This is a genomic window from Bacillus tequilensis (genome assembly GCF_012225885.1).
Lineage (GTDB): Bacteria > Bacillota > Bacilli > Bacillales > Bacillaceae > Bacillus > Bacillus tequilensis.
Genome location: NZ_CP048852.1, coordinates 3,402,462 through 3,429,375, shown reverse-complemented (window position 1 = coordinate 3,429,375; position 26,914 = coordinate 3,402,462). Strand labels below are relative to the sequence as shown.

The window sequence follows — 26,914 nt, the reverse complement described above, 5'->3', positions numbered from 1 at the left end:
GGGGTTTAAATTATCCTGATAAAGTTAGAAGCTTTAATGGAATCTTATACGCCAGAAATCAAAGAAAAGTAAGTCTTTGATTTCAAAACATATACACATGGAGGTATGTTACACATGAGAATTAACCACAATATCGCAGCACTTAACACACTAAACCGTTTAGGCTCAAACAACGGTGCTAGCCAAAAGAACATGGAGAAACTTTCTTCAGGTCTTCGTATCAACCGTGCGGGTGATGACGCAGCTGGTCTTGCGATCTCTGAAAAAATGAGAGGACAAATCAGAGGTCTTGAAATGGCTTCTAAAAACTCTCAAGATGGAATCTCTCTTATCCAAACAGCTGAGGGTGCATTGACTGAAACTCATGCGATCCTGCAGCGTATGCGTGAACTTACTGTTCAAGCTGGTAACACAGGGACACAAGATGATACTGATACCCAAGCGCTCCAAGACGAAATGGACTCTTTAATTGAAGAGATCGGTGGGCAAGATGCTAGTAAGGGTATTGCGGATCGTACGCAATTTAACGGTAAAAACCTGTTAGACGGTTCTTTTTCAGAAGCAAGTGGTAAAAAGCTTACATTCCAAATAGGGGCGAATGGCGGACAGCAGTTAAGTGTAAATATTGAGAGCATGAAAGCTGCTGACTTAGGTTCAGACGCTATTAAAATCAAAGATATTAAAGTAACAGATTTCACAACTAATTCATTTGACGATCAACTTGCAGCTATTGATAAAGCAACGAATCAAGTATCTGCTCAACGTGCTAAACTCGGTGCGGTACAAAACCGTCTTGAGCACACAATCAACAACTTGAGCGCTTCTGGTGAAAACCTGACAGCTGCTGAGTCTCGTATCCGTGACGTTGACATGGCGAAAGAAATGAGTGAGTTCACAAAGAACAACATTCTTTCTCAAGCTTCTCAAGCGATGCTTGCTCAAGCGAACCAACAGCCGCAAAACGTACTTCAATTATTACGTTAATTTTTGAACGGCTATCGTTCTTTCTGATAGTCACAGCCTGCCGGCAGAGTCCATTCGTTGGACATGCCGGCAGGCTTTTTTTGTTACAATTATATGTAACGGCAGAGAACTGTTTGTTCCTTCAAAACAAAAAAGGCAAGATGCTGTCACCTAACCTTTAGCTTTGTTTTGTTATAATAAACGCAACTTTTTCCGCAATTACAAAGTCTTCTTATACAACTGCTTACTCACACTTATTAAATCTTGAACAATATGTGTATTGCTGCTGTCGAGCAGTACTTTTATGTATTGAATATCGTGAGAGATCGAAAGGGATCCATGAATCTGTTCAAGCTCGGCGATCATTTCACGATTCATTCTTTTTTGTTCATGAATCAGCTTTAACACTGATTCTTGTGTTACTGTATAGTCACTGGGGTCTTTTTCCATTGCTTGTCCAGCCTCCTTGATTGCCGTAAGCTTTTTACATATTGTAATCGGTACAGCCGGAAGATTCTACTTCTGAAACTTTTTAAAATCCAATTTCCGTAAATCGGAGCATGTCTAAAGAATGAATTTGAAACTTGAAGACGTTTGAAACGTATAAATAAGTAAAACGTCCCTGATCTTTTGTCATGGACAATTCAAAACAGGAGTGTGGAATGAATTGAACCGTAATCAGGCTGTTATTGCATCCCTTTGTTATTTCAGTGTGTTCATTGCGCCTATCATTGTGCCGATTGTCGCATATTTTGTTGTAGATGAGAAAGAAACAAAACGCCATGCGATACGTTCTCTTATTTCTCACATTATTCCTTTTGTCGGCTGGCTGTTCCTTTTTATCGCTTTTCTTGGCGGAGCCATTGCGATTGATGAGGACAGCTTGCTGCCTGTATTTGTGATCTTTGGGGGAGCGGTTATTTATTTCTTAGTTGTCATCGGCATTATCATTTGGAATGTGATTCAGGGCATTAAGGTGCTGCGTGCAGCATAAGTAGACAATGGGGAGGAGATCGTAATGAAGCAAGAAAAGGAACGAATCCTTAAGCTTGTTGAGGAAGGAAAGCTTACAGCACAAGAGGCTTTGACACTGATTGAAAAGCTTGACAGCGACTACAAGGAAAAAGAAGAAAAAATCACAGCGCTCTCAGTTCACGTTCATGACGAGGAAGAGCCATTTACAGCAGCAAAAAAAGAAAGCGGTAAGCCGTCTTTGGGAGCCAAGCTGTTTGACTGGATTGATTCAGCTGTGAAAAAGGTCAAGGAAGTTGACCTTGATTTGAATTTTGGCCATGCGTATGATGTTCAGCACATTTTTCAATTTAAAGATACTGACTTTTCCAGTGTTGAACTTCAAATAGCCAACGGCAGCGTGAATATCGTTCCTTGGGAAGACGAGGATATCAGAGCAGAATGCCAGGCGAAGATATATCGTGCTGACAGCCAAGATGCGGCGAGACATGCATTTCTTCAGCATATTGAATGTGAAATTAAAGGAAATAAGTTTTTTATCCGTACTGAGAAGAAAACGATGAAAACGAATGTAACTCTCTATATTCCTCAGAAGGAGTATGATAAGATTCGGGTGAAGCTGTTTAACGGCCCGGTCAGAGGGGAACATTTACATGTAAAAGAGTTCTCGGCGAAAACGACAAACGGCGTGCTGTCGTTCTCGCATTTAACAGCTGAAAAAGCCACGGCGGAAACGGCCAACGGGCAAATTAAACTTGCCAGCCACAGCTGCGGCACGATAGAAGCGGAAACCATTAACGGATTGATCGATCTTCGCGGGAGAAGCGAATCCATTGACGTTCAGAGCTTTAACGGAAATATTGCGATTAACGTAATAGAATCGGATTGCCGCTCCATTTATGCAAAAACGACAACCGGAAGTGTGGAGCTTGCGATTCCGGACGATCTCGCCGTAAAGGCAGAGCTGAAAAGCAATCTCGGTTCGCTGTCCCATGAATTAATGGATGTTGAGATGCTGAAAGAAAAAAATGATACCATTCAAAAAGAAATGATGTTCACTTCAAATCAGGCTCATGATCAAAACATCACCGTCTTCTCAGAATCATTGACAGGCGCCATCAAACTAAAGTACTCACAGAGGTGATCGCATGAATAGACTTTATCGCTCAGAAAAAAACAAAAAAATTGCGGGTGTCGTCGGAGGCCTCGCGGAATATTTCAATTGGGACGCATCGCTCCTCAGAGTCATAACTGTCATCTTAGCTGTTATGACAAGTGTTTTTCCTGTTTTGCTCATTTATATCGTTTGGATTTTTATCGTTCCGTCAGAAAGGGATATGAAATGACATGGTAAAATGGGCAGTCAGTATTTTGGTAAATGCATTATTATTAATCGTTATTGATGGATATATTGACTCCATCCATATCAGCAGTATCGGGGCAGCGATTATCGCCAGCCTCATTTTATCGATCTTAAACGTGCTGATTAAACCGCTTTTGATTATCTTTACACTGCCAGTCACGATGGTCACGTTTGGTCTCTTCTTGTTTGTGATTAACGCCATCACGCTGATGATGACCGCGTCCATTATGGGTGACAGTTTTCAAATCGATGGCTTTGGCACAGCGATATGGGCATCCGTCATCCTGTCTGTGTTCCATTTGCTGATTCAAAAAGGCGTTTTAGAGCCGCTTAGAAAAAAATAAAAAAAGCTGCCGGGCAAAGGCAGCTTTTTTACATGTATGTTTGAAGTTATTGTGCGAGTGTTGCATGTGGGGCAAAAGGCCGAAGCTCAATACAGCAAATACAAGACCTAAAAGCGCCCAAAGGACATGGCAGACGGCATCAGGGTGAGCAGATAGGCAGAAATCATCGGCCCTGCCGCCATGCCTGTATATCTGATAAAGTTAAGCATTCCGATAGCGCTCCCTCTGTTGTGTTCAAATTCGTTGGTAATCATTAAAGTGTGCACCGCCTTTTTTTACTTTACAGGTTTGCCAGGAGTCCCATCGGTGTGTTCTGATTCGAGTGCAGACGTCAGCTGCTCTAAAAATTTCAGTACAGTATTTTGCTCATCTTGTGAAAATGAATCGAGGAATTGGTAAAAAGCCAGCTCCTTTTTTTTATGCAGTTTCTCATGCAAGTCGAAAATTCGTCTGCCTTTACGGGTTAATTTGAAATACACTTCTTTTTTGTTATCTGTCAGCTGATAGCTGTTAATAAATTCCTCCTTAATCAGTTTTGTGCTGATTTTCGTTACATTCGCTTTCGATAAGTTCATTTTTCTGGCGATTCCCGCATTGTTAATCGGTTCATGCTGGCCGATACAGTTAATAACATGAATGCTTGTCATGTTTTTAGGAACTTCGATCATATCCTCTTCTGCGGCTTCCTTAAAAAATTGCTGAAGTGAAGTATTCGCTTTTTGTTCATTAAGGTGCAGCAGTCTCACGTATATGTCGTATATCATCTGCTTTGTCAGATCAGACATGGTTTGTCTCCCTTCACTTTATTATTGTTTACCAGTGAACAATAAAAGGATGTATTATAGATGTCAAATTCTGTTGTGATAAAAAATGAAATGTTTACCTGTTAACAATATAGAAAATAAAAAATAAACTCATAAGCTTCCCTATTCAGACGCAAAATACGAAAAAGGGAGGTGTTTTGATGAGGAAATACACAGTTATCGCTTCAATATTTTTGTCTTTTCTTTCAGTTTTATCTGGCGGCCATCATGAACCGAAATCTTTTCCTGTTATAAAACAGGAGCCATTTCAAACGCCTCATTACATACCCTTGCTTGAAAATCCTCCTCAAATCGATGTGAAGGCTGAAATGAAAAGCAATCTGATGATTGAGGCTCAAGTGCGTGACAATGAGTATCAAGCATTTTCCGCCTTTCTGTTTTACAAACAAAGTAATGAGCTGGGCTACAAAATGGTGCCGATGGACCCAACGCCTGGAGCGGTCCGCAAGTTTTTTGCGCAAATTCCGAAGCGATTGATTTGGAACAGCGAGCTTGAGTATTACATTGTGGTTTCCAATGGGAAGCAGCGGGTCGAGTCGGAGACGAAAAAATTGAAGCTTGAAGGATATCAGGCTGACCTTTCTCATATTCCGGAGCTTTTGATCACAGAGTTAGCGGTTGATACGAAGAACACGGGACGAGCAGACGGTTATGAATTTATTGAGGTTTATAATACGACTGACAGGACCATTGATTTTAAAGACTATCACATCCGTTACCGCTATCCGAAAGAAGGGCCTGACTCCGATCTCATTTGGAGACCGGAAAAAAAGATCACGATTCCATCCGGCGAAACGTATGTGGTTTGGCTGAAGCCTGCCGGGCATCCCGAATTGACGGCGGAGGATTTCAATCGATATTACCAGACACAGCTAACGGAAGGGAAAAATCTCGCGGTGATAGAAGGGGCAGAGGGCATGGCCAATACCAAGCCGCGGGCAGTCGTGATTTCAACGAATACAGGAAAAGACATTTCGGTTGCACATTATCGGAAACATACGCTGCGCCGGCTGTCGTCTGTGCTTTACAAGTATCCGCTGGACGGAACCGCAGAACTTCTCAATATTTCAATTGGAGAAAAGAGTCCATCCCCCGGAACTGTACTACAGGCGCAGGTGCCTGAGCAGAAACGAAAAATCAAGCTCGATAAAGAAAAACCGGTCATTGAGGATTTGACTGACCGCAAGCCTGTCCGTCCTGCCGAAAGCATTGAACTGCGGGCTGACATACGGGACCGCAGTCTTGTGAAAACAGCGGCTTTTTACTATCGGACAGATGAAAACAAACCGTTTAAGCGCATTCTTGCTGAAAAAGACCGAAATGACAATCTCTACCACTATATTGTGTATTCACCTGAGCTGATCGGGAAGGACCAGCTTGAGTATTACGTGGCGGCAGGAGACGGGATCAATGAAGCAAAAACGCCGGTCAAAATGATTGATATTAAACAAACCAGCAAGTCGCACGGTTTGCGGATGAACATTGAAAACAGAGACACGCTGTCGGGAATCCAGTTTCTCAAAGCGACGACAGACGGGCGCACTGGCAGCATGAAGCTGTGGATTGATGGAAAGAAACAAGTGACAGAGCCCGCTATGGAAAAGGAAGCATTTTTTGCGTTCGATACGAGGAAAACGAATCTTTATTTTAAAAACGCGGTAACGATGGAAGGCAAAGTGTTAAAGGTGTTTGATGATACGACAAATAAATACCGCACCTACTCTGTTCCATTGCCCGAGACGCTGCTTCGTAAAGGGAAGCAGCTGCAGCGTATTACGATACGGTCAGGTTCAAAGGTGTCTCCTTTTGATACGGCTGAAAATCGTGACGATTTCTTAGTCAAAAACGCCCGATTGGTGTTATCTGATGGGACCGTGATCAGGGATCAAAGGATTTCTCCCGAGAAAGAACTATTTATTGGAGATAACCAGCGTTCGAATAAAAGCTGGCAATATCAATTCAATCTGCCTGACGAACTTTTTACGTCACAGCTATTGGAGTGGGATACAACAAAGCTTTCTGAAGGCGCTCACCATATTCAAGCAAGCGACGGCAAGGAAAATGTAAGCCTGGTTGTGCGGGTAGATAATTCAGGGCCGCACATCGAGCCGAATATTACCGAGGGACAAACATACAAAGGAAACCTCATTCTGCAGGCGGATATGTATGATAAATGGAGCAAAATTGAGGAAGCGGAAGCGTTTTTAGATGGGGAAAGCATTACACTTCCATACTATACGTCATCCTCCGAGCTTTTGCCGGGAAAACATTCGCTAAAAGTGACAGCAACGGATCTGGCGGGCAATAAAACAGTCATTGAGAGAACGTTTAAAACAGAACGCGAGCATCCTGATCAGCCGGAGGTCATAGACAGCGAAGCCGACACGCATAGAGCTAAGCTTTCTGTGCGAGTGAAGGATCCGACGAATGACACCATGGATGTCGCTTTTTATAGAGGTTTTCAATATACCGCACGGAACAATGTGAAAATATTTAAGCACGCGTCACTGACTGAACCGCCGAAAAGCTTTATGCCGGAAAGCGAGACCCCGTTTACGAATAAAGAATTGGAGCGGGTATCGGCTGATGACGGAAAAACAGTATCGACCGAAGAGAAGGAGCTTTTTCCTTATCATCGCTTTGAAGTGACGGTTGATTCGTCGGTTGAGGAGAATGACTTGGCAGAGGCGGTCTGGAAGGGAAGTTCTTTGCCGGGCAGAAAGGTGACGATGTATGTTTGGAATTACCGGACAAATGAATGGCAGCCGGTTGACAGCTTTGTTGCGAAGGATGACAAGCCGTTTACACTGAAGGCGTCTGTAATCGCCTCCGATTTTGTGCGTAAGTCGAAGATGAATGTGATTGTACAGGATGAAATTCCTCCTGCGAAGGAGATGTACACGTTTGTCTGGATGTCCGATACACAGTATTACGCCGAAAGCTATCCGCATATTTTCGATAAACAAACCGCATGGATAAAAGATAATCAAAAGCTGCTCAATATCAAATACGTGTTTCACACGGGTGATATTGTAGATGATTCTGCCGACATCAGGCAGTGGAAAAACGCTGATCGATCAATGTCCGTTCTGGATAAGAGCGGGATTCCTTACGGCGTGCTGGCCGGTAACCATGATGTCGGACATAAGGACGGCTCCTATAGGGCGTTTGGCAAATACTTTGGCAGTGATCGTTTTGAAAAAAAATTGCATTATGGCGGTTCTTATAAAAATAACCGCGGACATTACGATTTGATCTCAAGCAACGGCAATGATTATATCATGCTGTACATGGGGTGGGGCATTACCGATGAAGACATCGCGTGGATGAATCAGGTGCTGAAGAAGCACCCTGACCGGATGGCTGTTTTAGCGTTTCATGAGTATTTGCTGGTCAGCGGCAACAGAAGCCCGATCGGAGAGAAAATCTTCAAAGAAATCGTGAAGCCCAATCCGAATGTGGTGATGGTGCTGAGCGGTCATTATCATAGCGCCATGAGAAAAACAGATGAGCTGGATGATGATGGTGATGGAAAACCGGATCGCCTTGTGCATCAAATGCTGGCCGATTATCAGGGCGGGCCAGAAGGCGGGCAAGGGTATTTGCGCCTGCTGCAATTTGACCAGGCGAATGACATGGTGCATGTGTCGACATACTCTCCTTATGTAAACGATAAAAACTATTATGATACGGATACCTATGGCAACAAGGATGAGTTTTCTCTTTCGCTTGATCTGAGGCCAAGAATCAAAAAGGTGGAAACGGATTATTTTGAATGCAATGTATATACCAATGAAGAGCTCGGAAAACGGGAGCAAGTGAAGAGCGGGGATACCGCTGAATTCCGCTGGGATCATCTTGAACCGCACTCTGTTTATTATTGGTACACTATTGTGGAAGACAGATTTAACGGCAAAACGAAATCACCGATCTGGAAGTTCAAGACGAAAAAAGAGACATTTCGTCAGGCGCCAGACCAGTTTGATTTTCGCCATGTCTCCAATCCTTAAAAGGGTTGGAGATTTTTTATGACAGCCGAACCATATAATGGACAAAGGTATAACGGTCGCCCCTGTATACTGACTTTACATGTTCAAAAGCAGTTCCGTTCTGTAAATATGTTGTTCGTTTGATTAACAGGACAGGCGCCCCTTTTTGAATGCCAAGAATGCTTGCTTCTTCCGGCGTTGCAGCACTTGGTTCAAGCTCCTGTATTGCGCGGGAAATCGGGATGTTGTTGTACTTTTCAATAAGCTCGTAAATTGACGACTGAAAATGCAATTCGTTTAATTCACCCGCTACCTCAAACGGAATATGCGATGATTCGATCGCCATCGGAATATCATTTGCCAGCCGCACCCGAGTGATTTTATGGATGGGAGAGGGATGCCCGCAGTCTAAGAGAGTTGCGGGCTCCTCTGTTGAATCTATGAGTTGATAGCCAATGAGCCTGCTTGCCGGGCGTCATTCCGCGGCTTTTCATATCCTCGGTAAAGCTTGTCAGCCCTTGAAGAGCTTGTTCCATTTTTGGCTTGCTGACAAAGGTGCCCCGGCCTTTCAGGCGATAGAGGAAGCCTTCATTGACGAAATGAGAAAGCGCCTGGCGGACCGTCATTCGGCTGATCCCGAATCGTTCGGCATATTCAAGCTCAGAAGGAAGAGGCATATCCGGCCGCAGCTCTCCACACTTCATTTTGGCTTGTAATTGCTCCATGATCTGATAATAAATCCGAACAGGCGATTGTTTATCGATCTTCATATCAGCATGTTCCTTTCAAGGCCTTGATGCAGCGGCTTCGCGATCAATTAATACCGTGACATCAGCATGCAGGTGCAAAGCAGATGCGGGAAAATCTTCAGTGATGGCTCCTTCTAAGAGCTTTCTCGCAGCTTCCGCTTTGCTTTTGCCGGAAATAAGCAGCAGAATGCGCTTGCTTGAGAGAATGGTCTGAATTCCCATTGTGAGCGCTTTTTTCGGCACGCTGCCTATTGAAGGGAAATATCTGGCGTTCGCCTGTCGGGTTTGTTCATTTAATGTCACAACATGAGTTCGCGAATTGAAAGGCGTTCCCGGTTCGTTAAAGCCGATATGTCCGTTCCGGCCGATGCCGAGAAGCTGAATGTCAGCGCCGCCCAGAGATTCGACTAACTGTTCATACCGTCTGCATTCGGCTTCTAGGTCGTCTGCATTTCCATTCGGAATATAATGCCGGCTGGGTTTGCTGTCGATATGCTGAAAAAAACGGTCGTTCATATAGAAGTGATAGCTGTTCGGGTCATTGCTTGAAAGTCCGGCGTACTCATCTAAATTAACCGTGGTGACGTTTTGAAATGAGAGGTTCTCCGTTTGATGCAGGCGGATCAGCTCGCGATACGTGCCTTCCGGTGTGCCGCCTGTCGCTAAACCGAGAACGGCGTCAGGCTTTTCTTTGATTGTGTCAGCCGCTATTCTGGCTGCTTTTTGGCTTAGCTCTTCATATGTTTGACATTCCATTACTTTCATATCAGGTCAGCCTCCTTGGATATAAATGCAATGTTTCCGCGGCAGATGGTGAGCATCACCTCGCAATCACTGTTGACAATTACAAGATCTGCATCTTTTCCTACAGTGACGCTGCCTTTCCGGTCAAAGATGCCCAGCTGTTTGGCCGCGTTTGCAGAAGTTATATTAGCTATATCCATCCAAGAGCAATTTGTAAACTCACGCATATGCCGAGCGCCTTCGTTCATTTTGAGGATCGAGCCGGCAAGCGTTCCGTCTGAAAGCAGAGCTGTTTTTCCTCTTACCGTCACACTTTGGCCGCCGAACTCATATACACCGTCCTTCAGGCCTTTTGCTCTCATGGAATCGGTAATTAAAATGAGCTTGCTGCTGCCTTTTGCCAAAAAAGCGAGCTTTGCCGCAAAAGGATGGGAGTGGATGCCGTCGGCAATGAGCTCGGCCGCAAACCCATCATGGGCAAGCGCGGTTCCGATCACTCCGGGCTCTCGGTGATGAAACGGGCTCATCGCGTTGTAAAGATGGGTCATATGGCTCGCGCCTGCTTTCGCGGCCTCGGACAGTAATGCGGAGTCGGCATCTGTGTGCCCCATCGACGCGATAATTGATTCGTCTTTCAAATAGCGGATCAGTTCGAAATGCTGATCCTCCTCCGGCGCGAGTGTGACAATTTTGATCAGTCCGCCCGCCTCCTGCTGCCATTTTTTGAAAAGCGAAACATCCGACGGCCTGATCCATTCCTTTGGCTGCGCTCCGGCTCTTTTAGGTGAAACAAAGGGGCCCTCCAAATGAATGCCGAGCAGTTCCGCGCCTAATAAAGAGGATTCTTCAGCTGCTTTCCAATCTCTTGCATTCACCAAAGCTTGAGAAATATGCCCGTGTTCCTGCGTAATCGTTGTTGCTAAAAAGCTCGTCGTGCCTTCTTCGGGAAGTCTTGCGGACATGGTGTCGAGGGCGGAAAAGGCTGCATCCATCGTATCGGCGCCATACCCGCCGTGAATATGAATGTCAATCATGCCGGGAAGCAAAACGGAATCTGCGGGTGCTTGAATCTCTTTTGAATAAGACTCTTTAGGCCGTTCTGTTGAAACTGTGCTGATTTTTCCGTTATTGACTCCGACATAGCCATTGTTGATGACTTCATTTTCTGTCACGATCGCAATGCCTTTGATAAGAAGACTTTCTGCCATAGGTATCCGCCTTTCTGGAATATGAATACCTTTATTTTACTTCTTTTCAGACTAGTGATCTAGACCAGCTGAGGCGTTTTCCTGTCTTTTATAAAATCTGTTTTAGGTTCAAGCCTGAAAGTGATAAAATGAAAGTATTGTGAGCAAGCTCGGGGCAGCCCGGAACAGGAGGAACATATCGTGGCAAAGGTTCGCACAAAAGACGTAATGGATCAGTTCAATTTGGAATTAATCAGCGGAGAAGAAGGGGTTAACCGCCCGATTACAATGAGTGACTTATCAAGACCGGGCATTGAAATTGCCGGATATTTTACATATTATCCAAGAGAGCGCGTGCAGCTTCTCGGAAAAACGGAGCTTTCTTTCTTTGAGCAGCTGCCGGAAGAGGATAAAAGGCAGCGAATGGATTCTCTATGCACTGATGTAACACCAGCTATTATTCTTTCTAGAGATATGCCTATCCCGCAGGAGCTGATTGACGCTTCTGAGAAAAACGGCGTGCCTGTCCTCAGATCGCCGCTGAAAACGACAAGGCTGTCCAGCCGTTTAACCAACTTCCTCGAGAGCCGTCTGGCGCCTACAACAGCGATTCATGGCGTTCTTGTCGATATTTACGGTGTGGGCGTGCTGATTACGGGAAAAAGCGGCGTCGGGAAAAGTGAAACCGCGCTGGAGCTTGTAAAAAGAGGGCACCGCCTTGTTGCCGATGATTGCGTTGAAATTCGGCAGGAGGATCAGGATACCCTTGTCGGAAACGCTCCGGAATTAATTGAGCATCTCCTTGAAATCAGAGGGCTGGGCATTATCAATGTGATGACGCTGTTTGGCGCCGGAGCGGTCAGAAGCAATAAACGAATTACGATTGTCATGAATCTTGAGCTCTGGGAGCAGGGCAAGCAATACGATCGTCTCGGGCTTGAAGAAGAAACCATGAAAATCATTGATACAGAAATTACAAAACTGACGATTCCCGTCCGCCCGGGCCGAAATCTCGCAGTCATCATCGAAGTGGCAGCGATGAACTTCAGATTGAAGCGGATGGGCCTGAATGCCGCCGAGCAATTTACCAACAAGCTGGCGGACGTCATTGAAGACGGTGAACAAGACGAATAGGAGTTGGCGTTAAATGAATGAAGCGATTGAACCACTCAATCCGATAGCTTTTCAGCTGGGGCCGCTGGCTGTCCATTGGTATGGTATTATTATCGGTGTCGGCGCTTTGCTGGGACTTTGGATTGCGATGAGGGAAAGTGAGAAACGGGGGCTGCAGAAAGATACGTTTATCGATCTTGTCCTGTTTGCCATTCCGATTGCGATTATTTGCGCACGAATTTATTACGTTGCGTTTGAATGGGATTATTATGCGGCGCATCCGGGAGAAATCATTAAGATTTGGAAGGGCGGCATTGCCATTCACGGCGGTTTAATCGGCGCCATTTTAACAGGTTATATCTTTTCAAGAGTGAAAAACCTTTCGTTCTGGAAGCTTGCGGATATTGCCGCGCCAAGCATTTTGCTCGGTCAGGCGATCGGCCGCTGGGGAAACTTCATGAACCAGGAAGCGCACGGCGAGGCAGTCAGCAGAGCCTTTTTAGAAAGCCTGCACCTGCCTGAATTTATCATCAATCAAATGTACATCAACGGGCAGTATTATCACCCTACTTTTTTATATGAATCGCTTTGGAGCTTTGTCGGCGTCATCATTTTACTGCTCCTGCGCCGAGCGAATTTGCACAGAGGCGAGATGTTCTTGATCTATATCATTTGGTATTCAATCGGAAGATACTTTATTGAAGGAATGCGGACTGACAGCTTAATGCTGACTGATGCGCTCCGCATCGCTCAAGTGATTTCAATCGTATTGATCGTTTTGGCTGTGGCAGCCATCATCTTTAGACGTGTCAAGGGATACTCGAAGGAGCGGTACGCGGACTAGACGTCAATAAAGGGGGATGAGGGATGAAGAAGATCTTTCTGGCCGGTCTTGCGGCAGGTCTTCAAACAACTTGGACACTCGGTAAAGTCATTTTCCCGGTAACACTATTGGTTACGTTGCTTCAGCATACGCCTGTCATGGATTGGCTTGTACGGCTGATTACTCCGGTGATGGGATTGTTCGGGCTATCTGGTGAAGCGGCCATTCCGCTTGTACTCGGAAATATGCTGAATTTGTACGCCGGAATTGCCGGGATTTTGACATTGGATTTATCTGTGAAGGAAGTCTTTATTTTAGCTGTCATGCTTTCATTCTGTCATAACTTGATTATCGAATCGACAGTTGCTGCAAAGGTCGGCATCAGAATCGGCATCATATTGGCGGTGCGCATCGGCTTGGCCGCAGTGTCAGCAATCGTCATCAACCTCATCTGGCATGGCGGACAGGAAACGGCGCAGTACGGTTTTATCGCCGCGAAGAGTGCGGCGCCTGATGGCTGGCTGGGAATGCTGGCCGAGGCTTTAACGAAAGCCGGACTTGGTGTTTTGCAGCTAGCGGCAATTGTGATTCCGCTGATGATCATCATTCAGTTTTTAAGAGATTTAGGCTGGCTGCATCGGTTTTCCAGATGGCTGTCGCCGTTTACGCAGCTGCTCGGCATGAATAAAAATACGTCTATGACGATGGTGGCAGGATTGACGATCGGCCTGGCCTACGGGGCGGGTGTGATGATCAAAGCTGTCGAAGATGACGGCGTGAGCAGACGCGATATGACATTGGCATTTATTTTTCTCGTTGCCTGCCACGCGGTCGTTGAGGATACACTTGTCTTTATTCCGCTCGGCATACCGGTCTGGCCTCTTCTTCTGATTCGTGTCACCACAGCAGTACTGCTGACGATGGCTATTGCGCACATATGGAAAAAATGGAAACCCGCAGCGGTTGGAAAGGAAGCAATATGAACGACAGACAAGTTACGACGATTCTGTTTGATTTAGACGGAACGCTTATCAATACGAATGAATTAATTATCGCGTCCTTTTTACATACACTGGAGCATTATTATCCGAGCAAATATAAACGAGAAGATGTACTCGCGTTTATCGGGCCGTCTCTTTTTGACACGTTCTCCTCGATGGACGCTGATAAATGCGATGATATGATCGCCATGTACAGAGCGTACAATCATGATATGCATGACACACTCGTGACTGAATATGAAACGGTGTATGAAACACTGGATGCATTGAAAAAAGCAGGCTTCAAATTAGGGATTGTGACAACGAAATTAAGAGATACTGTCAATATGGGACTCAAGCTGACGGGAATCGGCGAATTCTTTGAAACGGTCGTTACCCTTGATGATGTGACAAATGCAAAGCCTGATCCTGAGCCGGTTCTTTTAGCGCTGAAACAGCTTGAAAGCGAGCCTGAGGAAGCTATTATGGTCGGAGATAATTATCACGATGTGCTGGCAGGGAAAAACGCCGGAACAAAAACGGCTGGAGTCGCATGGACGATTAAAGGGCCGGAAACACTGGCGAAACATGATCCTGACTTTATGCTTGAGAAAATGAGTGATCTATTACAAATCGTTGGAGTGAAGTAATCTGTGAGAAAAACAGATCGGCATCCGGTCTCGGGAGCTAACTCACTATGGCATGTCTATCAGACGGTGCCTTTTTTGAAGGTTGTCAAAAATTTTATTGTCATTCAAATTGCGAGATATACACCGTTTATAGGGATGAAAAACTGGCTGTACCGTACATTGCTGCGGATGGAGGTCGGAAAGCAGACATCCTTTGCTCTCATGGTGATGCCCGATATTATGTTTCCAGAAAAAATCTCAGTCGGAACAAATACGATCATCGGATACAATACGACCATTTTAGCCCATGAGTATTTGATTCAGGAATATCGGATCGGCGAAGTCATGATCGGAGACGAAGTCATGATCGGTGCCAACACGACCATTCTGCCCGGTGTGGAAATAGGGGATGGCGCAGTTGTGTCCGCCGGAACTCTTGTCCATAAGGATGTGCCTGCCGGGGCATTTGTCGGCGGAAATCCGATGAAGATCATTTATACGAAGGAAGAAATGCAAGAAAGATTGAAAAAGCCCGCTGAATAAACATCAGCGGGCTTTTTTATGTTGGTGTATTGTTGTTTTCGTAAATATGTGGACGCCAACCCATTTTTTGGAGTAGTGTGTATTTGTCATGCTGACCCTGCTTGTTTTGCTGTCTGTCCGGAATATTGCTTCTTTCATGTTCGTGATGGTGCGCTTGTCGATGATCACATCAACGTGGAAGGTTGAACCGCCGAGCTGTCTAATGAATTTTCCGCCATGAACCGCTGCCCCTTCCCGTCATATGTTGTATTTTTTGGCACGATAATTGTTTCGTGAACCACTTTGTCAGCTGCAAAAGCAGTTGGTGACTGAAACAGGTTGAAACCCACAACCAAACCGAACATAAATAGGATAGACACGATTTTTTAGAGAAGCCTCAGCGTCTTGCGCCGGCTTCTTTCACGCAGATCGGGGCAAGGCTGAATCTGCTTTCATCATAAAAACAGACAGCCTGAATGTAAAAAAATGTTAGGTGGGAAATGAATCGATATTACGGGATTGCTGCAAAAAGCATGAATATTGTCGTTTTTGCCCAGGGTAGAGCATAGGCACTGTGGAAGCAGGCTGTTTACTTTTGAATCACGATGGCCTGACTGCCCATCTGTTTCCACGCTTTTTCAAAGCTCGTTCTGTCGGTTTTTCTGTTTTTATAGCCATATGGATCATTGAGATATACATATTTCTTATCATATCCCGTAACGGCAACGCTGTGTTCACTGTATGTAATATCAATCGTTCCGTTTGGCGTTTTCCATGTCTGCATGTTGTCAACTGGCGAAAAGCTGGCGGTCGTAATGACCCAAACAGGATTGCCCTTCTCAAGCTGCTGATAAACCGCAGAAATGCCTTTGCCAGTCAGGTCAGACACTTTGTCTCCGGCATAGGTTTTCGCCAGCTGATAGATCGGCCCGTGGTAGACACCGAGACCCGGGCCATTTGCCATATCGCCGACAAATCCGTCATTTGGGTCACCTTTTAATCCGCTGCTGTATGTCAAAGGCACTGTGGTGATCTTGTGAGCCAGTGTGTTTTTGGACACGTTGTATCCAGCGTATTTTAGCACCATCGCAAGGCTTGTGACTTCACAGCCGTTATAAAGCCGAGGTGCATCCATTTGGTTATAAAGGACGACATCCAGCGGTTTTGCGCTTCCCTTCAGCTTCTTTTCGCTGTTTGCGGCTGTGTCCGTATTGCTTTCAAAAACCACTTTTTTAAGGCTGTCCAAAAAAGGAATATCTATATTTTTTGCATCTATTTTAAGTCCGAAAAAAATAACGCCTGACAGAATGATCAGGACACATAGAGTTCGCAGTGTTTTCATCTCTATCTCCTTGTTCTCTATTTGATTTGTATTATAGCACGCCAAACACAAAGAATTTGAGATATGACGCACCTTTCATGATTTATTCATGCTTCTTTTATTATGAGGAGCAAATCTGAACGAAAAAATTCCCTGTTAAAGTTAAGCGTTGATTTTCACTCTTTCATCTGCTAACATATTATCATATTAGCGAACTAAAGGATTCGGAATTTTCCTTCAAACGATGGCAACGGAGGTGCTCGGGTTAATGTTTATGTTTGAAAAACCGCACGGCATGAGGGATACACTGCCTGGTTTATACGAAACGAAAAAAAAGGTGAGACAATCGTTAACCGATTTGATCAATAAATGGGGATATCAATTTATGGAAACGCCGACACTGGAGTTTTACGATACCGTTGGTGTCCAGTCTGCAATTGAAGAGCAGCGGCTGTTTAAGCTTCTTGATCAGGACGGCAAAACATTGGTGCTTCGCCCGGATATGACTGGACCGATTGCAAGGGTGGCGGCGTCAAAGCTTCTGAAAAACGATCATCCGCTCAGAGTCGGATATGCGGCAAATGTGTTCAGGGCACAGGAACGCGAAGGCGGACGCCCCGCTGAATTCGAGCAGGTCGGAGTGGAATTAATCGGTGACGGCACGACAAGCGCTGATGCAGAGGTCATTGCTTTAGTCGTCGGCGCATTAAAAAGCGTCGGGCTGGCTTCCTTTAAAATTGCCATTGGCCACGCCGGCATTGCGGATGCCCTGTTTGTTGAGGTGCTCGGTAACGTTGAACGCGCTGATGTGCTGCGGAGATTTTTATACGAGAAGAATTACGTCGGCTACAGAGAGCACGTCAAATCTCTTCCGCTTTCCTCCATTGATAAAAACAGGCTGCTTGAGCTTCTTGAACTGCGGGGCGGAATAGAAGTTTGCAGACGTGCAGAGGAAATCGTTGATTCCGCGCAAGGAAGAAGCGTGGTTGATGAGCTGAAGGCGCTCTGGGACATTCTTGAGGATTACGGATGTACGGAAAATGTCCGCCTTGATCTGAATATGGTCAGTCACATGAGCTATTACACAGGCATTTTATTTGAGGTGTACGCCGAAAATGTCGGCTTTGTCATTGGAAGCGGCGGCCGTTACAACAAGCTTCTGGGTCATTTTGATTCTCCCGCCCCGGCGACAGGCTTCGGGCTTCGAATTGACCGGCTGCTTGAAGCGCTTCATGTGAAAGACGAACCTTGTGAAATAGACGCTGTTATTTTCAGCAAAGAGCAGCGGCCGCAAGCCATCGCCTACGCGAATGAAGCACGTATGAAAGGGAACAAAGTGGTTCTTCAAGATTTATCGGGAATTGAAAACATTGATCAGATGACAAAATCTTTTGCAAACGTCACCTATTTTATCGGTGCCAGAAAGGAAGAGCAAAATGGGTAAGTTACTCACAATGGCGATGCCAAAGGGCCGGATATTTGAAGAAGCGGCAGGGCTGCTGAGGCAGGCGGGCTACAAGCTCCCTGAGGAGTTTGAAGATTCGAGAAAACTGATCATCGATGTGCCGGAGGAAAATCTCCGTTTCATATTAGCGAAGCCAATGGACGTGACAACATATGTAGAGCATGGTGTGGCAGACGTCGGAATTGCTGGCAAGGATGTCATGCTGGAGGAGGAACGCGATGTGTATGAGGTGCTGGATTTGAAAATCAGCAAATGTCACTTGGCAGTCGCCGGACTTCCGAATACAGACTGGAGCGGCGTAGCGCCGAGAATCGCGACAAAGTATCCGAATGTGGCTTCCGGTTATTTTAGAGAACAGGGAGAACAGGTCGAAATCATTAAGCTTAACGGGTCAATCGAGCTGGCCCCGCTCATTGGGCTGGCGGATCGGATCGTGGATATTGTTTCCACGGGACAGACGCTGAAAGAAAACGGGCTTATTGAAACGGAGCACATTTGTGACATTACATCCCGCTTTATTGTCAACCCGGTAAGCTATCGCATGAAAGACGATGTGATTGACGAAATGGCATCCCGATTATCCCTCGTCGTGGAAGGAGAAACGGCAAAATGAAGATGAAAACCATCAGCGGCGCAGAACGCCTTTCTCTCAAGCGTTCAATAGATGCCGGAACGGAAGAGCAGAGAAAAGCGGTCCGATCCATTATTGACGATGTGAAAGCAAACGGTGATCAGGCGGTCCGCAGCTACACGGCGAAATTTGACGGCATCGAAATAAACAGCCCGCTTGTTACAAAAGAAGAGATAGAGGAAGCGTACACTTTGCTGGATTCTCAGCTGCTTCAGGTGATTAGGCAGGCAATCGAAAATATTAGGGAATATCACGAAAGACAGCTGCAATCTTCATGGTTTTACCACAGAAAGGACGGCACAATGCTGGGGCAGAAAGTGACCGCGCTTGATTCCGCGGGCGTCTATGTGCCGGGGGGAACGGCCGCATATCCCTCATCTGTTTTGATGAATGTGATTCCGGCGCTCGTAGCGGGCGTTGAAAGAATTGTTCTCGTCACGCCTCCGGGAAACGACGGGCGGCTGTCTCCGGGTGTTTTAGTCGCTGCTGCCGAGCTGGGCATAAAAGACATTTATAAAATGGGCGGTGCTCAAGCGATTGCAGCGCTGGCGTACGGAACAGAAACCATTGAGCCGGTGGATAAAATCACAGGTCCGGGAAATATTTATGTGGCGCTTGCCAAACGAGAAGTGTTCGGCGATGTCGATATTGATATGATTGCCGGACCGAGTGAAATCGTCGTACTGGCTGATGAAACAGCGATTTCGCGTGAGGCTGCCGCCGACCTGCTTTCACAGGCGGAACACGATAAGCTCAGCTCATGCGTGTTTGTCACAGATTCTATAGCGCTTGCCGAGGCGGTTTCAGCCGAGGTGAACGAGCAGCTGAAAACCTTGCCGCGACGAGAAATAGCGGAAGCTTCAGTGAGTGATTACGGCTGTATCTATGTGGCGGAAACAATGGATGATGCGATTGATATCGTTAATACACTTGCACCGGAGCACTTAGAAATCATTACACAGTCTCCCGAAGCTTTGCTTGGCAGAATCAAACACGCAGGTGCGATTTTCTTAGGCAGATACAGCCCTGAGCCTGTCGGAGATTATTTTGCCGGACCGAACCATGTGCTTCCGACAAATGGAACAGCCAGATTTTCCAGTCCATTAAACGTAACGGATTTCCAAAAGAAATCGAGCATTATTTCTTACAGCCAATCAGCCTTTGAAGAACATGCCGAAAGCATTGCGGCTTTTGCCAGACTCGAAGGATTAGAAGCCCATGCCAGATCAATTGAAGCGAGAGAACGGAGGAAATTAAAATGAGAAAAGCGGAACGCGCCAGAAAAACAAACGAAACAGACATTGAACTGGCATTCGCAATTGACGGCGAAGGAAAAGCGGATATTCAAACAGACGTGCCGTTTATGACGCACATGCTGGATTTGTTCACGAAACACGGGCAATTCGATCTTGCCATTAACGCAAAAGGTGATGTTGATATCGATGATCACCATACGACTGAAGACATTGGCATCTGTTTAGGGCAGGCGCTGCTCGAGGCCTTGGGCGATAAAAAAGGAATCAAACGCTACGGATCGGCATTTGTGCCGATGGATGAAGCACTTGCTCAAGTTGTCATCGATTTAAGCAATCGCCCGCACTTGGAAATGCGCGGTGACTTCCCGGCGGCTAAAGTCGGAACCTTTGATACAGAGCTGGTACATGAATTTTTGTGGAAGCTGGCGCTTGAAGCACGGATGAATCTGCACGTCATCGTTCATTACGGCACAAACACTCACCACATGATTGAAGCTGTTTTTAAAGCGCTGGGGCGTGCGCTTGATGAAGCGACAATGATTGATCCGCGTGTTAAAGGAATACCGTCAACGAAAGGGATGCTGTAAATGATCGGTGTGATAGATTACGGAATGGGCAATTTATACAGTGTCTCAAAGGCGCTTGAGCGTGTCGGCGTGCCGTACTTTGTTTCTGACAAGCCGGAGGAGCTGAAAGAAGCCGATGCCTTTATTTTGCCGGGAGTCGGTTCATTTGGCGACGCGATGGATCATTTGCGCAGCGCGAAGCTCGATCAGTTGATTCACGAGATGGTGTCAGAAGGGAGATTGCTTCTCGGGATATGCCTCGGCATGCAGCTGTTATTTGACCAAAGCGAAGAAAACGGCACCGCCTCAGGCTTAGCGCTGTTAAAAGGAAAAGCGGTCAGGCTGAAAGCAGAAGATGAGAAAGGAAACAAGCTGAAGGTCCCGCATATGGGCTGGAACCGTCTTTCCTTTCATAACGAATCTCCGCTATTGGCTGAAACAGAACAAGGCTACGCTTATTTCGTGCATTCGTATTACATTGACGGGGTGGAAGAGGCCGCACTTCTGGCAAGCGCCGATTATGGGGTGAGAGTGCCTGCTGTAGTCGGAAAAGGGAACGTCTTCGGCGCCCAATTTCATCCGGAAAAAAGCAGCACGGTCGGAATGTCGATTTTAACCCAATTCACGAAAATGGCAGCAGAACAGAAGGTGAAAAAATGAGTGCATTTACTTTATATCCGGCAATTGATATGAGAAACGGCAAATGTGTCCGCCTTGTCCAAGGAGATTATAATCAGGAAACGATATACGGCGATTCACCATACGACATGGCCGCGCTGTTTGCGAGTGAGGGTGCTGAATGGATTCATCTCGTTGATCTCGACGGCGCCAAAGAAGGAAAAAGAGTAAATGACCGCCATGTGATCGAGATTGCGCAACAGCTGGACCTGAAAGTGGAAATCGGCGGCGGGATCCGTTCCGAAAGTGACGTTTATGAATACTTATCAGCAGGAGTCGATCGAGTCATCCTGGGGAGCTCAGCTGTTTCTAATCCTCCGTTTGTCAAAAAAATGCTGAAACAATATGGCGGGAAAATTGCAATCGGACTGGACGCGAGAAACGGCTTTGTGTCAACTGAGGGTTGGCTGGAAACATCAACACTTAAGGCAGCTGAACTCGGTAAAGAGCTTGCCAATGAAGGAGCGGAAGTCTTTATTTTTACTGACATCGCGACAGACGGAATGCTGTCAGGACCTAATATTGACAGTACGGTCGAGCTTGCTAAGGAAACGGGTAAATCTGTGATTGCTTCCGGCGGAGTCAGCTCTGTCGCGGATCTTAAAGCCCTCGCCCGCTATCAGGCGGATGGCGTGTCTGGAGCGATCATCGGAAAAGCGCTGTACACCAATCAGTTTACGCTGAGCGAGGCGCTTGAAAGGGTGAAGCGCAAATGATCACAAAACGGATTATTCCATGTCTTGATGTCAAAGAAGGACGCGTTGTCAAAGGAATTCAATTTCTCGAATTAAAGGATGCCGGTGATCCGGTTGAACTCGCCGAAGTGTACGACCGGGAAGGGGCGGATGAACTCGTTTTTCTTGATATTTCCGCTTCGTATGAAGGACGCAAAACAATGGTTGACGTTGTGGAGCAGGTTGCCGCGAAGCTCGCCATTCCATTTACAGTCGGCGGCGGCATCAATCAGCTCAGCGATATGAAAACAATTCTGCGTGCCGGTGCGGACAAAGTGTCGGTGAATACGGCAGCTGTTCTCCGCCCTGAGCTGATTACAGAAGGAGCCGAGTTTTTCGGTTCGCAATGTATCGTCCTTGCCATCGATGCCAAGTATGACCAAGAATCCGGAACATATAAGGTCTACACACACGGCGGCAGAAAGAAAACAGATTGGGAAGTAACAAGATGGGCAAAAGAAGGTGTCAAACGCGGAGCCGGAGAAATCCTGCTGACAAGCATGGACTCTGACGGTGAGAAAAAAGGCTTTGACCACAGGCTGACAAAGCTTGTTTCTGATTCTGTCCCAGTACCTGTTATCGCTTCGGGAGGCGCGGGAAACGCGCAGCATATGCTTGAAGCTTTTACAAAAGGAGAAGCAGACGCCGCGCTGGCCGCCTCTATTTTTCATTATAAAGAAACATCGATTCAAGAAGTGAAATCATATTTGAAAGAGCACGAGGTGAATGTGAGATGAAACAGGCAGATGAACTGCGTTTTAATGAGGACGGGTTAATCCCCGCCATCGTGCAGGATGCGGCAAGTAAGGAAGTGCTGACACTTGCCTATATGAACAAGGAATCGTACGAAAAAACGCTGAAAACGAAAGAAACATGGTTTTACAGCCGCTCTCGCCAAGCGTTATGGCATAAAGGAGAAACCTCAGGCAACACGCAAGCCGTCAAAGAAATCCGGTATGACTGTGACCAAGACGCACTGCTCGTGCTCGTAGAACCCTCAGGCCCGGCATGCCACACTGGCAGCTACAGCTGTTTTACACAGGAACAAACAGAAGAACAGGCTGCCGGCCGATTTGACATTATGAACGAGCTGGAACGCGTAATCGCGGAACGCCAAGCGGAAATGCCTGAAGGAGCTTACACGACATACCTTTTCAGAGAAGGCGTCGATAAGATTTTGAAAAAAGTCGGTGAAGAAGCATCCGAAGTCATCATTGCCGCGAAAAACCGAGACCACGAGGAGCTCAAATGGGAAGCGGCAGACCTGCTGTATCACCTGCTTGTCCTGCTCAGAGAACAAGCCCTGCCGCTGGATGATGTGCTCGATGTATTGAAGAAACGACATACTGAGAAATAAGAGCATGGGAGCTGTATAAATGACAGCTCCTATTTTTATGCATCTTTATGACGGATCTCTTTGTCGTTATTCCAGTAAATGAAATGAAAAACATCTATGTTTATGAGAATAAATACAAAAAACCAATCGAATTTCCTATTCATCGTAAATTTTCCATGATGTAACATAATGAAGGATGAAAATCCTGAATGGACAACAGGTCTTTAGGATGATTTTATACGAACCGGTAAGGAGAGTGAGGAAGAATCATATCATGAAAAAGCGGCTGCTAATTATTCGAAAATGGGGAGAGAATGGTGAACAAAAAAATTGATGAACTGAACAAAAGAGTTGGGCGCTTGGAACAAGAACTGGAAAGTGTCAAAAGGGAGATCCTATACCTTTCTAGAAGCAAGAAAGAACAAGCCATCGTCAAAACGGAAGAGAACCCAAAAATCAACAAAGAAGCCGAAGTTCCAAAAAAGACGCCGGCTCCTCCAAAAGAAAACCGCACGTTAGAAAACTTGGCGGGAAATTGGCTTCCAAAGATCTTTATTTTTGTTTTTCTTCTTGGCATGATTTGGGCGTTTGCGGCGGCTGCTGAAAAAGGATGGGTCAACACATATATGAGAGTGGCTGCCGGACTGATTGTCTCCATTGTGCTATATGTTCTCGGAAGCAGGCAATATAAGAAAAATACCAGTGTGCTGAGTATTTCATTATTGGCGGGCAGTAATATTGTCTACATCGTTTCCCTATTTGCGGGGAATATGCTGTACCAGATCATACCGACCCCGCTTACCATGATCCTTCTTGCGGCAGGTGTTGCAGGCGGAGTGTACATATCAAGAAAGTATCGATCACAAACACTGATTGCGATTATCGGCGCAGGTGTTTACTTGTATCCTTTTTTATTTGGCGGGGAACATGGGAACGAATACATTTTTTATGTATATGAGGCATTGGTTTTCGCAGGCTTGATGTATGAGACAGTCAAACAAAAGTACATCGTGGCATGGAATATAGCAAACTATGCTTTCATATTAGCGATTTTTGCTTTCTTATCATTTACAGATGCACAGGTGACGGGTTGGACACTTGCTGTATTTATCCTACAGCAGGCGATTACGATCCTCTCAGCCTTACGATCGAACAGCCAATTTAAAAAAGGCGTCTATCTCACAGCCGTTTCCATCGGAGCTTTTGTCGTTTTCAGCACAGGGATTGTCCTCTATATGAAGAGCGATACAGCATTATACGCATTTTATACTGCTGCATTTGTGTTGTACCTGTTGGTAAGCTTTTGGAAAAGAAAAGAATTTCCCGAAATCAAACATACGTTTTTTTTCATTTCTATGATTTATTTTAATGTATTAGCAGCGGATGCATTAGATGAAAATGAGATTTTACTGTACATCATATACACGTTACAAGGAATGATGATGTGTTACGTGTCCTACCGCAAAAAAAGCTGGCTGATCGGCATAGCCGGAGTGATTGTATTATTCCAGGCAGCCTGCGGCCTGATGCAATACCCGGCACATTCATTACACGTTCTCGGTATCGTCTCTTGGCTGCTGCTGATCAGCTCACTATTTTCTGCCTATCTGTATTCGAAAAACATACAGCATAAACAAATCAAGATTGTTGTTTCATACGCTGTTTCATTCCTGATGCTTGTATTCTTCAGTAAATTATCCATATGGATGACGGATAGAATTGCCGGCGTATCAGTAAACGTCGGTGTATCCCTGTCTTGGTTTATTTTTGTCATTGTGATGTACGCTGTTTATTACACAACCAAAGACAAGACATGGAACCGAATCGGGCTGATCTTTTTATTCATTACACTAGCCAAAATGATTTTAATAGATTCTGCTTCGATTGATCTTGTTTGGAGAGCGGTCTTATTCATCTTATTAGGAGTCATAGGCCTGTTTATCTCAAGAATATTTTATTCGAGAAAAGAGTAACAAGGTTAAGACTGCCGAGAGAACGCGGCAGTCTTTTTTCGTTTGATTCCATCAGTTAAATATACGGAGGTTCGTCATGAAAAGAGTCATCTTGATCAGCATCAGCTTATTACTTGCCCTGACAGGCGGATGCAGTATGAACGACAATGATAAAAAGACCCCAAAAGACAATAAAACAGAAGCCGTAAAACCAAAAGACATGGATCCCAAAGACTTGCTGCAAGTTCCCGCGTTTCAGGACGAAAAAACGAGAGAATACATGATGTCAACGAAAGAAGCGAAGTACGTATCTAAATTTTTGAGTGTTGGAAAAAATGAAGAAACAATCGTATTTGATAGTTTTAATAAAAAAACTAACATTCAATATGATGGTCGACTGGATTATCATCGAGAAAAAAGTTTTGCGAATGACAAGGATACAATGCTGGACATTGTAAGCGGTAGAAATAGTTATAAAGGCAAATTCGAAGAAAGAGAGCTATCTGATAAAATTGTATATTCTGCTGTAAAGAAAAGTGTTTTTGATGATGTAGAGGGAAAGAATAATTTTTCTTATAGATTTTTTGGTTATGTCAAATCTACAAAAGAGGATATCTGGGGATAGAGTATTCATTTCGATTTGCCTGCTATAGTGATGAAGAAGCTTGTCCTTTAAAGAAAGATGAAGCAAGAAAAAAAGTTTCGAAAAATAATAGACCCTATAGCTTTTTTAAAAGTTAAAAAGAGTGGAAAATTAGAATAAATTAAAAGGCGTTACAATAATGTAGAGTACAATTAATATAGAAGCCATTCTGAAAACCAAGGTAAGAGCCATAATTTAAGAAAAAAGAAATAGGTATTTAGGTGTGTGTGTGGTGTTTTGCTTGTTTTATTAATAGAAGGAGATCAAAACCAAGTCTGATTTCCTATTTATCCAAATTCCGCCATGATGTAACATGGAAAAGGATAAAATAATCACGTGTTTACCAGGTCAATAGAATTATTTTTAGGATAAAAATAGAATTCTATTCTCACAAACCCCTTGGAGGTTCGTAATGAAAAAGATCATCTTTATTTGCTTCAGCTTATTACTTGCCCTGACAGGAGGATGCAGTATGAACGACGGTGATAAAAACTCAACAAAAGACAATAAAACAGAAGCCGTAAAACCAAAAGACATGGATCCGAAAGACCTGCCGAAAGTTCCGGCGTTTCAGGATGAGAAAACGAGAGAATACATGGTGTCAACGAAGGAAGAGGAGCCAGGGTATTATTTGCTTGAGTCTAAGTTGAAAGGATTTAGGATGTTATTTCCGGAGGACGGGGAATATTCAAGCTATTTGTCTAGTCGTGATGAAAATGAAGAAATCATAGCATTTGATAGTTATGACAAAACAAAAAATAAAATGCTAAATGCACAAATAGAGTATTATCAAGGAGTAACTTTTATTAACAATCCTGAGACAATGCTAGACCAAATTAGTAGTGAAAATGGCTTTAATGGTAATTTTGAAAAACTAGAGAACGAAGGTAAAGATATTTATATTGCTTACAAGAAAAATACTTTTGAAAATGATAAAAATAAATATAATTTTTCATACAGATACTTCGGTTATATTAAATCTTCTGAGAAAGACCAAATTGGTATTGTATTTTCGTTTATGTTTAGATGCCCAAATAAAGATAAGCCTTGTACGTTAGAAAAAGATAACTTAGGAGAACAGGTTAAAAAGCTCGTAAAATCCGTCACCTTTTTAAATCAGGAGGGGTAAG

The 26,914-nt window shown here is 44.9% G+C and carries 26 protein-coding genes and 4 pseudogenes; 22 read left to right on the top strand and 8 right to left on the bottom strand.

The window, feature by feature from the left end; all coding sequences use genetic code 11:
* Nucleotides 1–114: 114 nt before the first annotated feature.
* On the top strand, nt 115–984 hold the full coding sequence (gene hag / locus G4P54_RS18100; protein ID WP_167873431.1) for a flagellin Hag: 870 nt from the start codon (nt 115–117) through the stop codon (nt 982–984).
* A 198-nt stretch (nt 985–1,182) separates the two neighbouring features.
* Here the strand turns inward: hag and G4P54_RS18095 are convergent, their stop codons facing one another.
* On the bottom strand, nt 1,183–1,413 hold the full coding sequence (locus tag G4P54_RS18095) for a hypothetical protein (RefSeq protein WP_024714184.1): 231 nt from the start codon (nt 1,411–1,413) through the stop codon (nt 1,183–1,185).
* A 217-nt stretch (nt 1,414–1,630) separates the two neighbouring features.
* Here G4P54_RS18095 and G4P54_RS18090 point away from each other — a divergent pair, with 217 nt between their 5' ends.
* From G4P54_RS18090 to G4P54_RS18075, 4 genes are read left to right on the top strand one after another with little or no spacing between them, the layout of a single operon-like run.
* Nucleotides 1,631–1,957: a hypothetical protein gene (locus tag G4P54_RS18090; protein WP_024714183.1), complete on the top strand. Its 327-nt coding sequence runs from the start codon at nt 1,631–1,633 to the stop codon at nt 1,955–1,957.
* A 24-nt stretch (nt 1,958–1,981) separates the two neighbouring features.
* Nucleotides 1,982–3,079, top strand: coding sequence for a DUF4097 family beta strand repeat-containing protein (locus G4P54_RS18085; protein ID WP_024714182.1), 1,098 nt, complete (start codon nt 1,982–1,984; stop codon nt 3,077–3,079).
* A 4-nt stretch (nt 3,080–3,083) separates the two neighbouring features.
* Complete coding sequence (locus G4P54_RS18080; RefSeq protein WP_024714181.1) at nt 3,084–3,281, top strand: PspC domain-containing protein; 198 nt, start codon at nt 3,084–3,086, stop codon at nt 3,279–3,281.
* Nucleotide 3,282: 1 nt separating this feature from the next.
* Complete coding sequence (locus G4P54_RS18075; RefSeq protein ID WP_024714180.1) at nt 3,283–3,642, top strand: phage holin family protein; 360 nt, start codon at nt 3,283–3,285, stop codon at nt 3,640–3,642.
* Here G4P54_RS18075 and G4P54_RS18070 read toward each other — a convergent pair.
* Together G4P54_RS18070 and G4P54_RS18065 are read right to left on the bottom strand one after the other, a co-directional pair.
* Nucleotides 3,619–3,908, bottom strand: a pseudogene (locus G4P54_RS18070) (hypothetical protein); the annotation flags it as partial. The gene G4P54_RS18075 and the pseudogene G4P54_RS18070 sit on opposite strands and share 24 nt — an antisense overlap.
* 9 nt (nt 3,909–3,917) lie before the next feature.
* Nucleotides 3,918–4,427: a MarR family transcriptional regulator gene (locus G4P54_RS18065; RefSeq protein ID WP_167873430.1), complete on the bottom strand. Its 510-nt coding sequence runs from the start codon at nt 4,425–4,427 to the stop codon at nt 3,918–3,920.
* 179 nt (nt 4,428–4,606) lie between these two features.
* Between G4P54_RS18065 and G4P54_RS18060 the strand changes: the two genes are divergently transcribed.
* A complete protein-coding gene (locus G4P54_RS18060; protein WP_167873429.1) occupies nt 4,607–8,476 on the top strand; it encodes a lamin tail domain-containing metallophosphoesterase family protein in 3,870 nt (1,289 codons plus the stop codon).
* A 16-nt stretch (nt 8,477–8,492) separates the two neighbouring features.
* Here the strand turns inward: G4P54_RS18060 and G4P54_RS18055 are convergent.
* From G4P54_RS18055 to nagA, 3 genes and pseudogenes are all read right to left on the bottom strand, one after another.
* Nucleotides 8,493–9,225 (bottom strand): annotated as a pseudogene (locus tag G4P54_RS18055) (GntR family transcriptional regulator).
* Between the two features lie 15 nt (nt 9,226–9,240).
* Nucleotides 9,241–9,969, bottom strand: coding sequence for a glucosamine-6-phosphate deaminase (nagB, locus tag G4P54_RS18050; protein ID WP_167873428.1), 729 nt, complete (start codon nt 9,967–9,969; stop codon nt 9,241–9,243).
* Nucleotides 9,966–11,156 (bottom strand): N-acetylglucosamine-6-phosphate deacetylase, encoded by a 1,191-nt coding sequence (gene nagA, locus G4P54_RS18045; RefSeq protein WP_167873427.1) that lies wholly within the window; start codon nt 11,154–11,156, stop codon nt 9,966–9,968. The genes nagB and nagA overlap by 4 nt, the downstream gene beginning before the upstream one ends.
* Before the next feature lie 180 nt (nt 11,157–11,336).
* On the opposite strand from nagA, the gene hprK reads away from it, so the two are divergent.
* Genes hprK through G4P54_RS18020 form a run of 5 tightly spaced genes read left to right on the top strand, consistent with a single transcriptional unit; the run spans nt 11,337 to nt 15,223 of the window.
* Nucleotides 11,337–12,269, top strand: a complete 933-nt coding sequence (gene hprK / locus G4P54_RS18040) for an HPr(Ser) kinase/phosphatase (protein WP_024714175.1) — start codon at nt 11,337–11,339, stop codon at nt 12,267–12,269.
* A gap of 13 nt (nt 12,270–12,282) precedes the next feature.
* Entirely contained in the window at nt 12,283–13,092 is an 810-nt protein-coding gene (lgt, locus tag G4P54_RS18035) for a prolipoprotein diacylglyceryl transferase (RefSeq protein ID WP_024714174.1), read from the top strand.
* A 23-nt stretch (nt 13,093–13,115) separates the two neighbouring features.
* A complete protein-coding gene (locus tag G4P54_RS18030; RefSeq protein WP_167873426.1) occupies nt 13,116–14,054 on the top strand; it encodes a nucleoside recognition domain-containing protein in 939 nt (312 codons plus the stop codon).
* Nucleotides 14,051–14,701: a pyrophosphatase PpaX gene (ppaX, locus tag G4P54_RS18025; protein WP_024714172.1), complete on the top strand. Its 651-nt coding sequence runs from the start codon at nt 14,051–14,053 to the stop codon at nt 14,699–14,701. Before G4P54_RS18030 ends, ppaX begins: the two co-directional genes overlap by 4 nt.
* Nucleotides 14,702–14,704: 3 nt before the next feature.
* On the top strand, nt 14,705–15,223 hold the full coding sequence (locus G4P54_RS18020; protein ID WP_024714171.1) for an acyltransferase: 519 nt from the start codon (nt 14,705–14,707) through the stop codon (nt 15,221–15,223).
* Between the two features lie 16 nt (nt 15,224–15,239).
* Here the strand turns inward: G4P54_RS18020 and G4P54_RS18015 are convergent.
* Together G4P54_RS18015 and G4P54_RS18010 are read right to left on the bottom strand one after the other, a co-directional pair.
* A pseudogene (locus tag G4P54_RS18015) lies at nt 15,240–15,567 on the bottom strand (hypothetical protein).
* A gap of 224 nt (nt 15,568–15,791) precedes the next feature.
* Nucleotides 15,792–16,544, bottom strand: a complete 753-nt coding sequence (locus G4P54_RS18010) for a C39 family peptidase (RefSeq protein WP_167873425.1) — start codon at nt 16,542–16,544, stop codon at nt 15,792–15,794.
* Between the two features lie 247 nt (nt 16,545–16,791).
* Between G4P54_RS18010 and G4P54_RS18005 the strand changes: the two genes are divergently transcribed.
* The 11 genes and pseudogenes from G4P54_RS18005 (at nt 16,792) to G4P54_RS17955 (ending at nt 26,913) form a co-directional block, all read left to right on the top strand.
* Nucleotides 16,792–17,967 (top strand): ATP phosphoribosyltransferase regulatory subunit, encoded by a 1,176-nt coding sequence (locus G4P54_RS18005; RefSeq protein WP_167873424.1) that lies wholly within the window; start codon nt 16,792–16,794, stop codon nt 17,965–17,967.
* Nucleotides 17,960–18,601, top strand: a complete 642-nt coding sequence (gene hisG / locus G4P54_RS18000; RefSeq protein WP_167873423.1) for an ATP phosphoribosyltransferase — start codon at nt 17,960–17,962, stop codon at nt 18,599–18,601. The genes G4P54_RS18005 and hisG overlap by 8 nt, the downstream gene beginning before the upstream one ends.
* Nucleotides 18,598–19,881: a histidinol dehydrogenase gene (hisD, locus tag G4P54_RS17995; RefSeq protein WP_167873422.1), complete on the top strand. Its 1,284-nt coding sequence runs from the start codon at nt 18,598–18,600 to the stop codon at nt 19,879–19,881. The genes hisG and hisD overlap by 4 nt, the downstream gene beginning before the upstream one ends.
* On the top strand, nt 19,878–20,462 hold the full coding sequence (hisB, locus tag G4P54_RS17990) for an imidazoleglycerol-phosphate dehydratase HisB (RefSeq protein WP_167873421.1): 585 nt from the start codon (nt 19,878–19,880) through the stop codon (nt 20,460–20,462). Before hisD ends, hisB begins: the two co-directional genes overlap by 4 nt.
* The gene (gene hisH, locus G4P54_RS17985) at nt 20,463–21,101 is read left to right on the top strand and encodes an imidazole glycerol phosphate synthase subunit HisH (protein ID WP_167873420.1); all 639 of its coding nucleotides are present in this window, start codon (nt 20,463–20,465) and stop codon (nt 21,099–21,101) included. It begins immediately after the preceding gene.
* Nucleotides 21,098–21,835 carry a 1-(5-phosphoribosyl)-5-[(5-phosphoribosylamino)methylideneamino]imidazole-4-carboxamide isomerase gene (gene hisA / locus G4P54_RS17980; protein WP_024714163.1) on the top strand — a complete coding sequence of 246 codons (738 nt, stop codon included), beginning with the start codon at nt 21,098–21,100 and terminating at the stop codon, nt 21,833–21,835. The genes hisH and hisA overlap by 4 nt, the downstream gene beginning before the upstream one ends.
* Entirely contained in the window at nt 21,832–22,590 is a 759-nt protein-coding gene (gene hisF, locus G4P54_RS17975) for an imidazole glycerol phosphate synthase subunit HisF (RefSeq protein ID WP_167873419.1), read from the top strand. The genes hisA and hisF overlap by 4 nt, the downstream gene beginning before the upstream one ends.
* Nucleotides 22,587–23,210, top strand: coding sequence for a bifunctional phosphoribosyl-AMP cyclohydrolase/phosphoribosyl-ATP diphosphatase HisIE (gene hisIE / locus G4P54_RS17970; protein WP_167873418.1), 624 nt, complete (start codon nt 22,587–22,589; stop codon nt 23,208–23,210). The genes hisF and hisIE overlap by 4 nt, the downstream gene beginning before the upstream one ends.
* Before the next feature lie 293 nt (nt 23,211–23,503).
* Nucleotides 23,504–25,162 carry a DUF2339 domain-containing protein gene (locus G4P54_RS17965; RefSeq protein ID WP_167873417.1) on the top strand — a complete coding sequence of 553 codons (1,659 nt, stop codon included), beginning with the start codon at nt 23,504–23,506 and terminating at the stop codon, nt 25,160–25,162.
* Nucleotides 25,163–25,238: 76 nt separating this feature from the next.
* A pseudogene (locus G4P54_RS17960) lies at nt 25,239–25,904 on the top strand (lipoprotein YvcA).
* Between the two features lie 292 nt (nt 25,905–26,196).
* A complete protein-coding gene (locus G4P54_RS17955) occupies nt 26,197–26,913 on the top strand; it encodes a lipoprotein YvcA (RefSeq protein WP_167873416.1) in 717 nt (238 codons plus the stop codon).
* Nucleotide 26,914 lies beyond the last annotated feature (1 nt).

Excerpts from the sequence above, each read along its gene's own strand:
- G4P54_RS18030 (WP_167873426.1), top strand. The coding sequence starts at position 13,116 with ATGAAGAAGATCTTTCTGGCCGGTCTTGCGGCAGGTCTTCAAACAACT.
- G4P54_RS17955 (WP_167873416.1), top strand. The coding sequence starts at position 26,197 with ATGAAAAAGATCATCTTTATTTGCTTCAGCTTATTACTTGCCCTGACA.
- hisG (WP_167873423.1), top strand. The coding sequence starts at position 17,960 with ATGGGTAAGTTACTCACAATGGCGATGCCAAAGGGCCGGATATTTGAA.
- hisH (WP_167873420.1), top strand. The coding sequence starts at position 20,463 with ATGATCGGTGTGATAGATTACGGAATGGGCAATTTATACAGTGTCTCA.
- G4P54_RS18085 (WP_024714182.1), top strand. The coding sequence starts at position 1,982 with ATGAAGCAAGAAAAGGAACGAATCCTTAAGCTTGTTGAGGAAGGAAAG.
- G4P54_RS18005 (WP_167873424.1), top strand. The coding sequence starts at position 16,792 with ATGTTTATGTTTGAAAAACCGCACGGCATGAGGGATACACTGCCTGGT.
- hisD (WP_167873422.1), top strand. The coding sequence starts at position 18,598 with ATGAAGATGAAAACCATCAGCGGCGCAGAACGCCTTTCTCTCAAGCGT.
- G4P54_RS18095 (WP_024714184.1), bottom strand. The coding sequence starts at position 1,413 with ATGGAAAAAGACCCCAGTGACTATACAGTAACACAAGAATCAGTGTTA.
- hisA (WP_024714163.1), top strand. The coding sequence starts at position 21,098 with ATGAGTGCATTTACTTTATATCCGGCAATTGATATGAGAAACGGCAAA.
- G4P54_RS18075 (WP_024714180.1), top strand. The coding sequence starts at position 3,283 with ATGGTAAAATGGGCAGTCAGTATTTTGGTAAATGCATTATTATTAATC.
- lgt (WP_024714174.1), top strand. The coding sequence starts at position 12,283 with ATGAATGAAGCGATTGAACCACTCAATCCGATAGCTTTTCAGCTGGGG.
- G4P54_RS17965 (WP_167873417.1), top strand. The coding sequence starts at position 23,504 with ATGGTGAACAAAAAAATTGATGAACTGAACAAAAGAGTTGGGCGCTTG.
- G4P54_RS18060 (WP_167873429.1), top strand. The coding sequence starts at position 4,607 with ATGAGGAAATACACAGTTATCGCTTCAATATTTTTGTCTTTTCTTTCA.
- hisIE (WP_167873418.1), top strand. The coding sequence starts at position 22,587 with ATGAAACAGGCAGATGAACTGCGTTTTAATGAGGACGGGTTAATCCCC.
- hag (WP_167873431.1), top strand. The coding sequence starts at position 115 with ATGAGAATTAACCACAATATCGCAGCACTTAACACACTAAACCGTTTA.
- G4P54_RS18080 (WP_024714181.1), top strand. The coding sequence starts at position 3,084 with ATGAATAGACTTTATCGCTCAGAAAAAAACAAAAAAATTGCGGGTGTC.
- nagA (WP_167873427.1), bottom strand. The coding sequence starts at position 11,156 with ATGGCAGAAAGTCTTCTTATCAAAGGCATTGCGATCGTGACAGAAAAT.
- G4P54_RS18065 (WP_167873430.1), bottom strand. The coding sequence starts at position 4,427 with ATGTCTGATCTGACAAAGCAGATGATATACGACATATACGTGAGACTG.
- G4P54_RS18010 (WP_167873425.1), bottom strand. The coding sequence starts at position 16,544 with ATGAAAACACTGCGAACTCTATGTGTCCTGATCATTCTGTCAGGCGTT.
- nagB (WP_167873428.1), bottom strand. The coding sequence starts at position 9,969 with ATGAAAGTAATGGAATGTCAAACATATGAAGAGCTAAGCCAAAAAGCA.
- ppaX (WP_024714172.1), top strand. The coding sequence starts at position 14,051 with ATGAACGACAGACAAGTTACGACGATTCTGTTTGATTTAGACGGAACG.
- hisB (WP_167873421.1), top strand. The coding sequence starts at position 19,878 with ATGAGAAAAGCGGAACGCGCCAGAAAAACAAACGAAACAGACATTGAA.
- hisF (WP_167873419.1), top strand. The coding sequence starts at position 21,832 with ATGATCACAAAACGGATTATTCCATGTCTTGATGTCAAAGAAGGACGC.